The organism is Mediterraneibacter sp. ICN-202921, from assembly GCF_037890075.1.
Taxonomy (GTDB): Bacteria; Bacillota; Clostridia; order Lachnospirales; family Lachnospiraceae; genus Mediterraneibacter; species Mediterraneibacter massiliensis.
On sequence record NZ_JBBKBE010000002.1, the window covers coordinates 24270 to 37972 of the forward strand.

11 protein-coding genes are annotated in these 13703 nt (G+C 44.7%); 5 read left to right on the forward strand and 6 right to left on the reverse strand.

All coding sequences use genetic code 11. From position 1 onward, the window contains the following. Positions 1 to 93: 93 nt before the first annotated feature. The 3 genes from WKT01_RS02150 to WKT01_RS02160 all read left to right on the forward strand — a co-directional run bounded on the left by WKT01_RS02150 (position 94) and on the right by WKT01_RS02160 (position 5377). Entirely contained in the window at positions 94 to 1110 is a 1017-nt protein-coding gene (locus tag WKT01_RS02150) for a LacI family DNA-binding transcriptional regulator (protein WP_270395404.1), read from the forward strand. Positions 1111 to 1189: 79 nt separating this feature from the next. Then, a complete protein-coding gene (gene gtfA / locus WKT01_RS02155) occupies positions 1190 to 2593 on the forward strand; it encodes a sucrose phosphorylase (protein WP_117973775.1) in 1404 nt (467 codons plus the stop codon). Between the two features lie 294 nt (positions 2594 to 2887). After that, positions 2888 to 5377 carry a DUF7601 domain-containing protein gene (locus WKT01_RS02160; RefSeq protein WP_340311377.1) on the forward strand — a complete coding sequence of 830 codons (2490 nt, stop codon included), beginning with the start codon at positions 2888 to 2890 and terminating at the stop codon, positions 5375 to 5377. Between the two features lie 171 nt (positions 5378 to 5548). On the opposite strand, the gene WKT01_RS02165 is transcribed toward WKT01_RS02160, so the two are convergent. Further along, the gene (locus WKT01_RS02165; protein ID WP_117973779.1) at positions 5549 to 6979 is read right to left on the reverse strand and encodes a phospholipase D-like domain-containing protein; all 1431 of its coding nucleotides are present in this window, start codon (positions 6977 to 6979) and stop codon (positions 5549 to 5551) included. A gap of 210 nt (positions 6980 to 7189) precedes the next feature. Here WKT01_RS02165 and WKT01_RS02170 point away from each other — a divergent pair, with 210 nt between their 5' ends. Both WKT01_RS02170 and WKT01_RS02175 read left to right on the forward strand, forming a co-directional pair. Next, the gene (locus WKT01_RS02170; RefSeq protein WP_340311378.1) at positions 7190 to 8815 is read left to right on the forward strand and encodes a MutS-related protein; all 1626 of its coding nucleotides are present in this window, start codon (positions 7190 to 7192) and stop codon (positions 8813 to 8815) included. Then, positions 8812 to 9810 carry an SPFH domain-containing protein gene (locus WKT01_RS02175; protein WP_059067575.1) on the forward strand — a complete coding sequence of 333 codons (999 nt, stop codon included), beginning with the start codon at positions 8812 to 8814 and terminating at the stop codon, positions 9808 to 9810. The genes WKT01_RS02170 and WKT01_RS02175 overlap by 4 nt, the downstream gene beginning before the upstream one ends. Before the next feature lie 6 nt (positions 9811 to 9816). Here WKT01_RS02175 and WKT01_RS02180 read toward each other — a convergent pair whose 3' ends face one another. Genes WKT01_RS02180 through WKT01_RS02200 form a run of 5 tightly spaced genes read right to left on the reverse strand, consistent with a single transcriptional unit; the run spans position 9817 to position 13690 of the window. After that, entirely contained in the window at positions 9817 to 10377 is a 561-nt protein-coding gene (locus tag WKT01_RS02180; protein ID WP_340311379.1) for a cob(I)yrinic acid a,c-diamide adenosyltransferase, read from the reverse strand. 21 nt (positions 10378 to 10398) lie between these two features. Next, on the reverse strand, positions 10399 to 10728 hold the full coding sequence (locus WKT01_RS02185; protein WP_117973785.1) for a glycerol dehydratase reactivase beta/small subunit family protein: 330 nt from the start codon (positions 10726 to 10728) through the stop codon (positions 10399 to 10401). 59 nt (positions 10729 to 10787) lie between these two features. Beyond that, on the reverse strand, positions 10788 to 12608 hold the full coding sequence (locus tag WKT01_RS02190; RefSeq protein ID WP_340311380.1) for a diol dehydratase reactivase subunit alpha: 1821 nt from the start codon (positions 12606 to 12608) through the stop codon (positions 10788 to 10790). Beyond that, entirely contained in the window at positions 12605 to 12997 is a 393-nt protein-coding gene (locus tag WKT01_RS02195) for a diol dehydratase small subunit (RefSeq protein WP_059067583.1), read from the reverse strand. Before WKT01_RS02195 ends, WKT01_RS02190 begins: the two co-directional genes overlap by 4 nt. Beyond that, on the reverse strand, positions 12998 to 13690 hold the full coding sequence (locus WKT01_RS02200; RefSeq protein WP_059067584.1) for a propanediol/glycerol family dehydratase medium subunit: 693 nt from the start codon (positions 13688 to 13690) through the stop codon (positions 12998 to 13000). Between the last annotated feature and the right edge of the window lie 13 nt (positions 13691 to 13703).

A 13703-nucleotide genomic window follows, 5' to 3' on the forward strand; every position in this document is an offset into this window, starting at 1 on the left:
CGAGAGTGGAAAATGCGTTGCAGAAGATAAAATACAGTGTTATAATCTAGAGAAATAGGAAAACGTTTTCCTATTTGCAGAAGGAGAATGTATATGGGGGTTACGATCGCAGATATCGCAAAGGAGGCAGGGGTTTCTATTTCCACTGTTTCACGGGTCATAAATAATACAAAGCCAGTGAGTCCTAAATTACGGGAAAGAGTATATCAGGTCATAGAGAAAAATCATTTTGCGCCAAACACGCTGGCACAGGGCTTGATCACAAAGAAGACAAATATCGTAGGTGTGATCGTGCCGGATATTTCAAATGCGGTTTTCGGAGCGCTGACAAAAGGGATAAACAGTGTCTGTTCCCGCAAGGGATATACTATTATGGTATGCGAATCGGGCGGGGAATTAGAGAGAGAATTGAGTCTTTTACATATACTGGAGGAACGGCAGATCGACGGCGTACTCTTTGCGGGCGTAAATGTCAATCAGAAATTGATAGAAACGATGCAGAAGAAAGCGTATCCGGTCGTACTTGTGACTCAGGAATCATCTGTGCAGGGCGAAGTCATCGATACAGTGACACATGACAATATTCAGGCCATCTATGATGTGGTTTTGTTTCTGCATGAAAATGGACATGAGAGGATCGCGTATCTGGGCGGTCCGGAGTACGATTTCTCTTCCGGACAGAAACGCTTGAAAGGATATAGAAAAGCGCTGCGGGAACTGAAGATTTCGGTTCCTTCTTCCTATATAGAGCAAGTACAGTTTTCTTTTCAGGGCGGATACGAAGGGATGAAACGCATATATGAAGAAAATAGTGTCCTGCCGACGGCAGTCGTCACAGGGAGCGATCTGATCGCCATAGGAGCCATACAGTTTTTAAACGGGCAAGGTGTGCAGGTGCCGGAGGAGATCTCGGTGATCGGCTTTGATGATCTGGATTTTGCTACGTATTTCAGACCGGAACTTTCCACAGTGCGGATACCGTATTTTAAGGAAGGGGAAGCTGCGGCAGAAGAATTGTTAAAATATATGAGCGGCAGTAAGCCAAAGGCTTCTACCCATTACATCCCGCATAAGATCATACGCAGAGGGACTGTGAAGGTATTAAAATAGTAAAAATAAGAGCTGGATGTGACTTCAGCTCTTTTAAAATAAAAAATAGGAAAACGATTTCCTAAAAGGAGGAAGCTATATGAAAAACCAGATTATGTTGATTACTTATGGGGACAGTTTGGGAAAGAACTTCAAGGAGATGGAGGAAATCCTAGATAAACATTATAAGGGTGCCATAGGAAGTATCCATATCCTTCCTTTCTTTCCTTCTTCAGCGGATAGAGGTTTTGCGCCGGAAAGATACGATAAGGTGGACGAGAAGTTTGGAGACTTTGCAGATCTTCAAAGATTGGGAAAGAAATATGAGTTGATGTATGATTTTATGGTAAACCATATTTCTGCCCATTCGCCGTATTATCTGGATTTTAAAGAAAAAAAGGAAAATTCGGCGTATAAAGATTTTTTTATCCGTTATAAAGATTTTTGGGAGAATGGTGAACCTACGCAGGAACAAGTAGATAAAATATATAAAAGAAAACCGAAAGCGCCTTATGTTAATTTGACTTTTGCAGACGGATCAACAGAGAAGATCTGGTGCACATTTGGGGAAGAACAGATCGATCTGGATGTGAATAGTCCGCATGTGAAAGAATTCATACAACAGACGATCCGCTCTATGTGTGAACACGGAGCAGGTGTCATCCGGCTGGATGCATTTGCCTATGCGGTGAAGGAACCGGATACGAGCTGCTTTTTTGTAGAGCCCAAGATGTGGGAGTTGCTATATGAGATTGAAGATATGGCAAAGCAGTATGAGGTAGATATCCTGCCGGAGATCCATGAGCATTATTCTATCCAGCTTAAAATTGCGCAAAAAGGATTCTGGGTCTATGATTTTGCACTTCCTATGCTGGTATTACATGCGCTTTATACGCATAGGGGAGATCGGTTAAAGCACTGGCTTACGATCTGTCCTAGAAAGCAGATGACGACACTGGATACCCATGACGGGATTGGCGTGGTGGATGTGGTAGATCTGCTTTCCCCTGAAGAGATAGAAGAAACAAAAGAGCTGCTCTATGCAAAAGGGGCGAATGTCAAGAAAAAATACAGCAGTGAGGAATATAATAATCTGGATATTTATCAGATTAATTGCAGCTATTATTCTGCTCTTGGCAATAATGATGACGCCTACCTGCTGGCAAGGGCGATCCAGTTTTTTGCGCCGGGCATTCCGCAGGTATATTATGTAGGTATGCTCGCTGGAGAAAATGATCTGGAGCTTTTGGAGAGTACAAAGGAAGGACGTAATATCAATCGGCATTATTATACACCAGAAGAAGTAGAAGAAAATCTAAAACGTCCGGTTGTAGAAAAACTACGGGATCTGATGATATTTAGGAATACATGTCCGGCATTTGACGGAGAGTGTATCTGTGAGAGCGAAGGAGATAAGCTGTTCATCACGAGAAGAAGTGAAGAGGCAGAGGCGGTGCTTAAAGCAGATCTTAGTACGTATCAGTTTGAGATAGAAGTAAAGTAATTTTTGGTTATCAAGGAACTAGTACGGACTGTTCTAAAAAAATTCTTCCAACTTGCTTTGTGTTCCCTGCGGCTGAAATTCTTGGATAGCCGGAGCAGAAAAGCATTGTTAAACGGGAAAAGTTTAATTTGCCTGCATGTCTTTATGCTTAATAACAATATATTAAAAAATTGTATATAGTATTAAAAAAATTGTATATATTGACCTTTTTGGTATTTTTTGCTTGTAATTGTTGGTTCAGAATGAAATATTTCAATATAATATAATGCAATTAGCTGATTAAGGGGGAAAAGTATGAAGGCAATGTGGAAAAATTTGTGGAGCGGGCTCGTCTTGAGCAGCTTTCTTTTTGTTTTTGGCATATCAGTATGTGCGCAGGAACCGGATAATACAAGGACGAGCATGGGTGTCAGTTCTTTCGAAGAATTAAAACAGGTTGTCGAAGGGGCGGGCGGGTCGATAGTAGTGACACTTGGAAATGATATTGTCATGGAGGAACCGATCATTATTCAGGACGGACAGGATATTACGATCGTCGATGATGGGACGGCTAGGACGATTTCCGGAGTGCCTGACGCAAAACGCATGTTTGAAATTAAAGAAGGCGGAAAATTGACTTTAAAGACAAGTATTCCGGGGCAGGATGAATTACTGATCATGGATGGAGAGAATTTTACCCATTATCATTCTAAGGATACGGGGCAGATGATCACGTGTAACGGACAATTGGTTATGGAAGGCGGTACGCTGCAAAACAATTATTGTAATGATAGCTGGACAGGGACCATTGTTATAGCAGGAAAGAATGCCGATTTTAATATGAAGGGCGGCGTGGTGAAAGAAAATGTATATGCCCAACAGTTTGGCGGTATTGTGAGAGTTTCTGCAGGAGCCGCGTTTGTAATGGAGGGCGGATATATTATGGACAATGATACATGTCCTGAAGGGCAGATTAACAATGCGGCTGTGTTTGTGGAAGCTAAAGGCAATTCCCGTTTTCAGATGAGCGGAGGGGAGATCAGAGGCAATCACGGGTATTATGGCGGTGTGTTTTTGGGAGAATCGGCATATCCGGATTTTACTTCCCTGGCTGTTATGAAGATGGATGGCGGGAAAATTACGGAAAATACAGCACAGGCATATGGCGGTGGAGTTGCGGTGATCGGTCCGGCCTCTTTTACTATGGAAGATGGAGAGATTACGAATAATAAGGCGCGGACGGGCGGAGGTATCGCGACATATGATTTATATTATTCTGCAGGCGGCAGCGGGGTGTATGATATAGATAGATGGAAACAATTTTTTCCGGCAGAATTTATCATGAATGGCGGGAAAATTGATGGCAATATGGCAATTGGAAACGGAGTAAATGATGGAGGATGTGGAGGAGGAATCTATGTTGGCTCTGACAGCGTAATGCTGCACGCGGGATACATCACAAACAATACTGCAAATAGACAAGGGGGCGGTGTGTATGTAGGCGCTGTTCCATATAGATTATATATGTATGATACGCTGATCACAGAAAATACGGCAACAATTCTAGGAGGCGGCTTGTGGTTCTGTCCGACGGGAGATGCCCAGAATACTGTGACAAATGGCGGAGCAGTATTTGGAAATGAGGCAAAGGCAGAGTCAGGTTTAAAAACGGAAGCTGCAGGGGATGATTTCGTAGCAGTACCTCAGGAGAATAAGAATCATTTTGTGACGCTGGCAGACCGTATGCTGGGCGGTGGAGAAGTTTCGTGGTATAAGGACGGCGGTTCGTATACCACAACGCTTGAGTGGAACAATGTATTAGGACTGCCGGATGATTCTGCCAGATATGATGCGCATGATCCTGGCGAAAGGATCACAGAGATTAAGAATAATAAAGAAGGAATCGCCCTTAAATCTGTTGTATCCGAGGAAGCAGCACAGCTGGCGCGGAAGGAAGCACAGCTGTTTGTAACAGGAAACATGGCGCCGCGGGGAGGCGGTGTGGGATCTAATGGAGCTGTTATCATCGGAATACCGCAGGATGAATGGAATCTGGATATATATAAAGAATGGGCAGATGGAATTCCAGAAGAGCAGAAAAAAGAAGTAACTGTACGCCTGAAGATCGGGGAGTATACTCTGGATACGGTGACACTGAATCAGGAGAATGGATGGAAAGCTTCTTTTACACAGCTGCCTAATCCAGATTCATTGAGCGAAGGGATGATAATCACAGCAATAGAAGAAGGAGATGAATATCTGGTAGAATACACAGATGTATCAAGAGATGAGAAAAATAAAAGGATGGCACTTACGATTAAAAATCGAGTAAAGCCATCCGGTAATCTTATTGTCTCAAAGACTGTGGCAGGCGCAGATAAAGATCGCGCATTTCCTTTTACCGTTACGCTGTCTGATACAACGATAGCAGGAGCATATGGGGATATGGAATTCATAGAAGGGATAGCCCGCTTTACGTTAAAACACAGCGAGAGCAAGACGGCTTCCGGTCTTCCCGCCGGAATTTCTTATACGGTGGAGGAAGAAGAAAGTAAAGAGTATCTTGTAACAAAGACGGGGGACGCGGGAGTCATACCGGATGGAGATACAGCGTATGCTTCTTTTGAGAATCAGGAGATTCCCAAGGAAGAAAGTTCAGATGAAGGCGGAAAGAAGAAAAAGAACGACAGAGAAAAAGTGAGTCCGCAGACGCAAGATGACAGTAGTACATATGGACTTCTGGCGGCTATGGTGCTGAGTGTAGGTATTGGATCGGCAATCCTGTATGCCAGAAAAAAAGCATAGAATATAGTACATGGCATGCGTATGTACTGTGGCATGTTTGAACGAGTATACCCTATTTTTTCTAATACAATATATGATTTTATCTGAGTGCCGATTTTGTTGGCACTCAGATTTTTTATAGAAGTTTTTGTGCTGCAGGCTCATACTTTCTATAATAAAAAGTGGAAAAGATTATAAAAATCTGCGAAGCGGTAAGGTTATGATACGTAGCAGCGCATAAAAGATTTTTTTCCCAAAGGACATTTCTTTTGGAACGTAGTTTTCTCCATATTGATAGTTACCGCTGTCTGCATCCATATAGCGGCTGTAGGTTTTGTCTGTGACCGCCATCTTCTGCATGATTTGATTTAATTCCGGCGAGTCCACCGCGAGCATTAATTCTGTATCCAGATAGGCGCTGCGCATATCCATATTAAAAGAACCGATGATACTCATGCGGTCGTCGATCAGGATTGCTTTTGTATGGTTGGAGTGCGGTCCCAGATATTCATACACGCGTACATTCGTATCCCAGATACGTTTTTTCTGATTGAGATAGTCTGTACATCCCCAGGGATTCGCTCCGCTGGAGACATCATTGGTGATGATATCCAGACTGGACAACGACTGGCGGGCGGAAGTAAGATCCTGATACATTTCCTTTCCACAGATGATGTAAGGTGTATAGATCAATGCATCCTGCCCGGTATATAAGAGCTGTGTGATACAATACCATACATGAGGTTCTTTATTTTGGGCTTCTACAGGATTGGAAAGAAGTGTGATCTTATTGGCAGACATTGTACAGGAATTCCAGTCCCATTCTTCCCAGGCTTTTGGATAATCGGAACGCAGAGTAGTATAGCGGTTTTTCAGAGTGTCCCGGCAGTCCTGTATCTTTTGGGTTTCCTTTTTACAAAGGAAGTCTTTGCTGTCAGGCAATGCCCATATCGTTTCAAAATACTCCCGCAGTTGTGCTAATGACGTGCCGGAAGCTTCGGCAGTTTCATAGACAAATAATTCTTTGTCTATATTTTGGTGAGAAGAATACTCTCCTAAAAATAGGTTTGTCGTATTACGCCCGCCTAACATATACATGGAATCGTCTATGAGCAGGTATTTGTCGTGGAGCCGGGCCTGTAGTTTCCATGGTTTTAATAAATTGACAGGATTATAGATCTTCAGCTGGATATTCTCATGGGAAACGAAAGCCTGAAAAAAGGGATCGCCTTTAATATCCAGAAATCCACTGATCCCATCTACCACAATCCGGACGTGCACGCCTCTGTCCGCTGCATGTAACAGGGCGGCCATCATATCTTTTCCACTTTCATCTGCATTAAAGTCAAAAGTAGAGAGGATGATCTCTTCTTCTGCGCTCTCTATAAGCTTCAGACGAAAAAGAAGCGCCTCCATGTTGTCTGTAATATAGGCAATCCGTTCGTTTCCGGGGGAATCTCCATAACAAGAATCCGGTTGAAATTGTTTTTTAAAATTTTCAGAGACTTTTTTATGTGGAATATAAGGAATCACAATGGCACTTATGTAAATCGCCAAAAGAATTAAAAAAAGAAACAGTGCTTTTCGTGTTTTTTTGAGTGTGGAAGCTCTTTTTTTCGTCATTTGTCATACCTCGTGTATTGATAGTCAAAAGTGCAGAATTTTGTAGTGCAGAATTCTTTTTTTCATCTTTATGTTATATATAGCAGTTGGGCAGCAGTATGTCAAGAGTATAGAAAAAGTGCCGAAGACAGAAAAAATATTTTTTCTATTGACAATTGATCATGCCAGTACTATTGTATTAACATGATAATACAAAAGGGAGGCGTAATATTGGTTGGTATTTTGACTGCGGCGGGTATATTTCTGTTTGCGCTGTCAATTTCTTTGCTGAACAGGCGAGCAGTGCGAAAAAAGCAGAAAATATATCTTGAAGAGAAGTTCGGGACAGTTCCACCGGACATAGAATTTAATGAAAACATAAGAAATTATTACGAGACATTTGTGGATACGCCGGGCGTGGATGATATTACCTGGAATGACTTGTCTATGGATGCTGTTTTCTGCCGGATCAATCAGTGTGACACATCTGCGGGGGAAGAACTTTTATATGCCCAGCTCCGTAAAGGGCAGCTTTCTGATACAGAATACAGACAGTTGGAACGGAAGATCAAGGCAGCAGAAAAGGAAGAAGACCGTCTGGACATCGAAAGGGAACTGATGAAGATCGGAAAATACAGAGGTTCGTATTTTATCCCATCCTACATGGACGCGTTGGAAGAATATCGGATGAAACATACGTGGCTCTATCAGACACTGCAAATTTTATTCTTTGCGGCGCTTATCTTCTTCTTTATCATCCCGGGGACCGTGACAAGCACATTGCTGTGTACAGTATTTGGAGTGAATCTGGTCTTGTACGCTGTTTTGAAAATGCGGTATGAGGTCGAACTGCAGATGGTTGGAACGGCGGTGGATATGCTCAGACATGGAAGACAGCTTGTGAAGAAGGAAGTGGTAGCTGATCTATATCCGGAGTTAAAGAAGAGTCTGCGGGCATTACAAAATGTGACACGCAGTGTTACCTTGCTGCAGTCGCAAAAAAACGGGGGATTTTCAGGAGATGTTTTCGGTATACTGCTGGATTATATTCTGGGTGTGACGATGTGGCAGATTGTTACATACAATAAGGTTATTAAAAAACTATGTAAAGATATAGAAGACTATATGATCGTATATCGTTCCATCGGAGAACTGGATATGGCTGTCAGTATTGCGTCTTTCAGAGAAAGTGTGCCTTGGTACTGCATACCGGAGTTTCAAGATAAGAAAATCATCGATATGAAGGAAATCTATCATCCGCTTTTAGAACAGCCGGTGGAAAATTCGCTGTTCCTGGAGAGGGGCTGCATTATTACCGGTTCCAATGCGTCTGGGAAATCTACTTTTATAAAGGCAGTAGCGGTTTGCGCGATCCTGGCACAGTCTATACACACATGTACGGCCAGGGAGATGAAACTGCCGAAATGCCAGGTGATCACTTCCATGTCGGTAAAAGACGATCTGTTTGCCGGGGAGAGCTATTTTATTAGAGAGATCAAATATCTAAAACGGATCCTGGACAGTCTGTCGGAGGAAAAAACGACGCTCTGTGTAGTCGATGAGATATTGCGTGGAACGAATACAGGAGAGCGGATACGAGCCTCTATGGCGATACTGAAATATCTGTATGATAAAAATTGTATCGCATTTGTGGCAACCCATGACAGAGAACTGACGGAACTGTTGGCAGACGAGTATGAGAATTACCATTTCAGTGAAGAAATCGGAGATGAGGACATTTATTTTAGTTATAAGATACAGAAAGGCCCGTCTGTTTCACAAAATGCGATAAAATTGTTGGAGTTTGCAGATTTTCCGAAAGAGATCATAGAGAAAGCGAAGGAGGTTATCGGATGAACGGAGAAGAAAAGCAAGTAGGAAAGGAAAAAGCAGTAAAGGCAAAAAATGGATATGGCATGTTGTTATTATGGATCCTGGGGATGATAATAAGTATTGGTCTTATGATCGCAGGACCTCTCCTTTATTCATATGAAAAGGTGAATGGAGGAATTATGGGAACGGTACTTATGCTGGGGATTGCATTGCTGTTGATCTCTATCATAGGTTTATGTGGACTGAAGGTGTTGAATCCAAACGAGGCGTATGTGTTTGCATTATTTGGAACATATTATGGAACGATAAAAGAAGCAGGGTTTTTCTGGGTCAATCCATTTTGCACAGCGCTCAACCCCACAGTACGCCCGGCAGCGCCTGTTGTGACGGCAAACGGCTCGGCACGGTCTGCTTCTGTGAGTATGGCAAATAAAAAAGTATCATTGCGTACAATGACACTCAATAATGAGAAACAAAAGGTCAATGATGAGCTTGGCAATCCGGTGGAAATCGGCGCAGTCGTAATATGGAAGGTGAGTGACCCGACCAAGGCGGTGATCAATGTAGAGAATTATAAGAACTATTTATCTATTCAATGTGATGCGATCATACGAAATACCGCCCGTAAGTATCCTTATGATACGAGTGCGAAAGGGGATGAAAAATCGCTGAGGGGAAGCAGCCAGGAGATTGCCGAAATCATGAGCCGGGAACTGCAGGAAAAAACGGAAAATGCGGGAATACAGATTCTAGAAGTAAGGATCACACATCTTGCTTACGCGCCGGAGATCGCTTCTGCAATGCTGCAGAGACAGCAGGCGGCAGCGATCATCGACGCGCGGCAGAAGATTGTAGAAGGCGCCGTAGGAATGGTAGAAATGGCGCTTGCCAGATTAAACGAGCAGGAAATCGTCCAACTGGATGAAGATAGAAAAGCTGCGATGGTAAGCAACCTTTTGGTTGTATTGTGCGGAAATAAAGATGCGCAGCCAATTGTAAACAGCGGAACGATCGTGTAGCAGAGTCTATTTATTTTTCAATAGATTTTGTACGACAGTTTCTTTGATCATTCCTTCCTGTGTATGCATTGCCTGATAGTCAACAAAACGTGCCGCTATATACAGAAAATCAGAAAGCCGATTTATATACTGCATGGCCTTTGCGTCACAGCCGTAATTCTGTTCCACTTTACGGAAACGCCGTTCGGCTCTCCGGGCAACGGCGCGTGCCACATCCAGACGGGCAGACTGTTCACAGCCGCCGTATAAAACAAATTCCTTGGCACGAGGAAAGGACGCTTCCATTTGGTCGATCGACTCCTCCAATATAGCAGTTTCCTTAGGATCCAGATTATAGTCCAGATTGCGTGGGTCGGCGATCTTGGCCATGATCTGGATCAGATTTTTTTGTATCTGTGAGATCTGGCTGTGTAAAGGTTCGTCACAGAGCACTTTTGCAAGTCCCAGATGACTGCTTAACTCGTCGATCGTACCGAGCAGTTCGATACGATCGTCAGATTTAGAAACCGTGATTCCATTCATCAGAGAAGTCTTTCCGCGGTCTCCCTGTTTTGTGTATATGTTCATAGGATCGTCCTCCTTATTTTCCTATCGAAACGGCAGCTTTTTGACTGCGCGCGCGCTATTTGAACCGATATTGCGGGCTTCTTCCCAGGTGGGATGAAGATAACTTTCTATGTTGCGTCCCTTTTCCAGTCCCCGCATTTTTAAGCATACGGCGGTACCGAAGATGCCGATGCCCGAACCAAGCATAGAATCTCTTGCCGCCTTATAGGCAAGCTTTTCCATGCAGGTATCGGGAAATTCTGTTGTCTCATAGAAGACACCTTCTTCCTCGATCCCGGCACATACGTTTCGCAGTACGGCAGAATCTGCCTCATGTGTATAAATAAAAATAGAGGGCTTTTTTATAATCATCTGTTTGTTCCTTTTCTTTTATGGAGATAGAGGAAAGTGTGAAAGACACTTTGTTTCTCCTAGGCAGAGGGTTCACCAACATAGGAGAGAACCAGTCCGGTGGCAACTGCGTTGCGTGGACCTTCTGTGCCGCGTATATTGCCGCGTCCGCATACGATACGGTATTCTGCCAATTCTTCCATCAGCATTTCCGGTATCTCAAAATCTTGTGCTGAACCTCCTACCAATACGACATTGGAAATATTCTTTAAGTTGTGTCCCGGAGCGACTTGCCTAAGCGCCCGGAAGGCATTTGCGGCAAAGACTTTTCGCTTTGCGTCCCGGCGTACCTGGACGATCTTCTCCATCGGTATATCCTGCTCTATGCGGACATATCCATGTTCAGTCAGAAGGATCACCCTGCCGAAAAAGCGTGGATCGATAGATTCTTCGACAAAGGTCATCTGTCCATTTTCCATACGCATATGGAACAGGCTTTCCACTTTAGCAAGCGGATATTTCTTTATCTGCTCTGCAATCCGCCTGTCTCCGAGTCCCAGTTCTGTTTCAATGAGCATGGAGACTAATTCTCCGGCGCCGGCCTGGTGTGTCATCGTTACCTGCCCGTTTTCGGAAATAACAGCGGCGTCGGTAGAGCCGCCTCCCATATCCAGGATGGCAAGAGGAAGCTGTGTGCCCGGTGTGGTCAGGGCGCCCAGACTTGCCATGACAGCCTCGACTCCGGCGATAGTGACCTCTGTGCCTAAGTCTGCTTTCAGACGAGCTGCGATCTCCTGCATAGGGAGCTTCTGTGTCTTGACCATGGCTGCGATCCCTACGGCTTTTTCCAGACAGGTCTCCCCGGCGAGAGCGCCGGAAATAAGTACAGGAGCCAGTGTATCTACAGCCAGGATATCGGTAATGCGTATATCTGCCGAGGCGGCAGGATCCAAAGCATGCATACCTTGTTTGATACGGGTGAACATATTGCCGACGTTTGTGTCAGGCTGTCCGCTGATGTCGTATATACTGCCGGCATCAGATACGGCTTTCATGATTTGGTCTGCGCCTTCATCCAGATTGATGGAGATCGTCTGGCTGCCGTTTAAGTAGATTTCTCCGGCGGGAAGCACGTTTTCATGCACATTTCCGCCGGGTGTCTTTAAGACGACGGCACTGCGTTTTCCGATCAGACTCTTGGCAATCGGGGTGACAGTACGTGTTTCTTCTGCGTTTAGATCGAGAAGTGTGGCAATTCCATACGGATTGGAGAGCATGCGGATAGTCTGCCCGGGAAGTGCGACTTCTATTGCGGCAGGTACCCCGTCCGGCAGCTTATCGATATGCAGGACTTCATCGATGATTGGGATCTTTTTGCGGAGGCGGTTATAGACAAGAACCGCCTCATCTGCCTGCAGGATGAGGCCTGTGATCTTAAGCTGCTGCGCCAAAAGATTGATCTGTGCGGCGATTTCCTCATAAGGATGCTCCCGGGATACAGCGATGATATAAGGCGTGTCTTTGACAGCGCGGACCAGATTGTCATACAGCAGGATCTCGCCTGTCGCCTGGCCGGCGCCGGCAGGAGTGGAGGGATTGTGTCCGATCATGGAAGAATCGGTGATGATCGTCTCTGTCAGCGTCTCCATAGCGGTGTCCCCGATGACAGGGGCCGCCTCATTCAAACGGATACAGCGCAGGCTGGAGATCCCTTCTCCGATCTTTTCCATTGCGCGAGAGAGCGCAGTCTTTATGCCGTGTACATTTTCCAGGGTACCTTTCGTGCCCGTAGTAGGGCATGAAGAACTGGCACGGAAGATAAGTGCTCCGTTTTCGGCAGCTTCTCCCACGCAGACTTCTGTTGTGGAATTTCCAATATCAACTCCTGCGATATATTTCAAAGTAAAATACCTCTCTTTTCATACACTTCTGCAGCTTCCATCACAAGCTTTGCACAGTTTTTTGCGTTGTATTTTTCTAACAGTTCTTGTGCCATCATTACCAATTCTAACTTTGTAGAACGGTTCGGGCGTAGTTTGTCATACATTTTCAGGATTACATCATCTGGAACATCTACCAGTTCTGCGGCGCGCTCGAAATTCTTTTCCATAGGGGCGTTGCCGTTTTCTTTTGCTACCTGCCCCTGTGCGCGGAGTATTTCTTTTGATATTTTGATGTCATCCGGCGAGATATGGTTTTTCATGACCTCATCCAGTGTGATGTCCGTGAGTTTTTTTCCTGTTTTAGAAGTGATACGTTCCTTTTCCAGTTCGCCTAAAGGGTACTGCATTTATTTTCCCTCCCATTCAATGATTCCGGTTTCCGGGTCCAGCTGTTCTGTCTCCGCGATATGCATGATCGCCGCTTTGACCTGATATTTTGGTCTGGACATAGGGTCGTTTGTACAGGGGATAGGCACCACCTGTTCCCCTTTGACATATTTTGCCGCGTTTTTTCCGATCTGGCGGTAAGTTTCCAACGTCATGAGAGGAGCCTGGGGGAATAACTCCAGGTTCGAGAGTGGGTACAGATCCTTCTGGTGGATGACAGTCGTCCCTTTGGACTGAATACCTATACCGATGCCGGAACCAGAGAGTTTTGCCGCTTCCAATGCCATGAAACAGACATCGGACGTATCCAGGATCTTGACGACTCGTGGCAGCATTCCTTCTTCTTCGATCCCTGCTTTTACATTCCTGAGTACCTCGTCCAGCGGGATCCCGCTGATTGTTTTCGTGATCTCCTTTTGGAAAGCGGCGCCGACGCCGATCACGACTTCCTTGGGGTCCGTGCCTTTGACAGCGCGCGGATACGCTCGGTAAGAAGTTTTTTCTTCATTGATACGCTCTTTTCCTGCCAGGGAAATATTCTCTTCAGACAAAGAAGCATCCGGGGAGGAGGCATCTGTGGAAGAAGCAGTCTGTCCCATCTGTGTCAGGACGGCGGTTGTGATTTGTTTGATTAAATCTTCATTGATCTGCATGATTTCCTGTCCT

Excerpts from the sequence above, each read along its gene's own strand:
- WKT01_RS02185 (WP_117973785.1), bottom strand. The coding sequence starts at position 10,728 with ATGATTATAAAAAAGCCCTCTATTTTTATTTATACACATGAGGCAGAT.
- WKT01_RS02180 (WP_340311379.1), bottom strand. The coding sequence starts at position 10,377 with ATGAACATATACACAAAACAGGGAGACCGCGGAAAGACTTCTCTGATG.
- WKT01_RS02195 (WP_059067583.1), bottom strand. The coding sequence starts at position 12,997 with ATGCAGTACCCTTTAGGCGAACTGGAAAAGGAACGTATCACTTCTAAA.
- WKT01_RS02200 (WP_059067584.1), bottom strand. The coding sequence starts at position 13,690 with ATGCAGATCAATGAAGATTTAATCAAACAAATCACAACCGCCGTCCTG.
- WKT01_RS02175 (WP_059067575.1), top strand. The coding sequence starts at position 8,812 with ATGAACGGAGAAGAAAAGCAAGTAGGAAAGGAAAAAGCAGTAAAGGCA.
- WKT01_RS02165 (WP_117973779.1), bottom strand. The coding sequence starts at position 6,979 with ATGACGAAAAAAAGAGCTTCCACACTCAAAAAAACACGAAAAGCACTG.
- WKT01_RS02160 (WP_340311377.1), top strand. The coding sequence starts at position 2,888 with ATGAAGGCAATGTGGAAAAATTTGTGGAGCGGGCTCGTCTTGAGCAGC.
- WKT01_RS02150 (WP_270395404.1), top strand. The coding sequence starts at position 94 with ATGGGGGTTACGATCGCAGATATCGCAAAGGAGGCAGGGGTTTCTATT.
- gtfA (WP_117973775.1), top strand. The coding sequence starts at position 1,190 with ATGAAAAACCAGATTATGTTGATTACTTATGGGGACAGTTTGGGAAAG.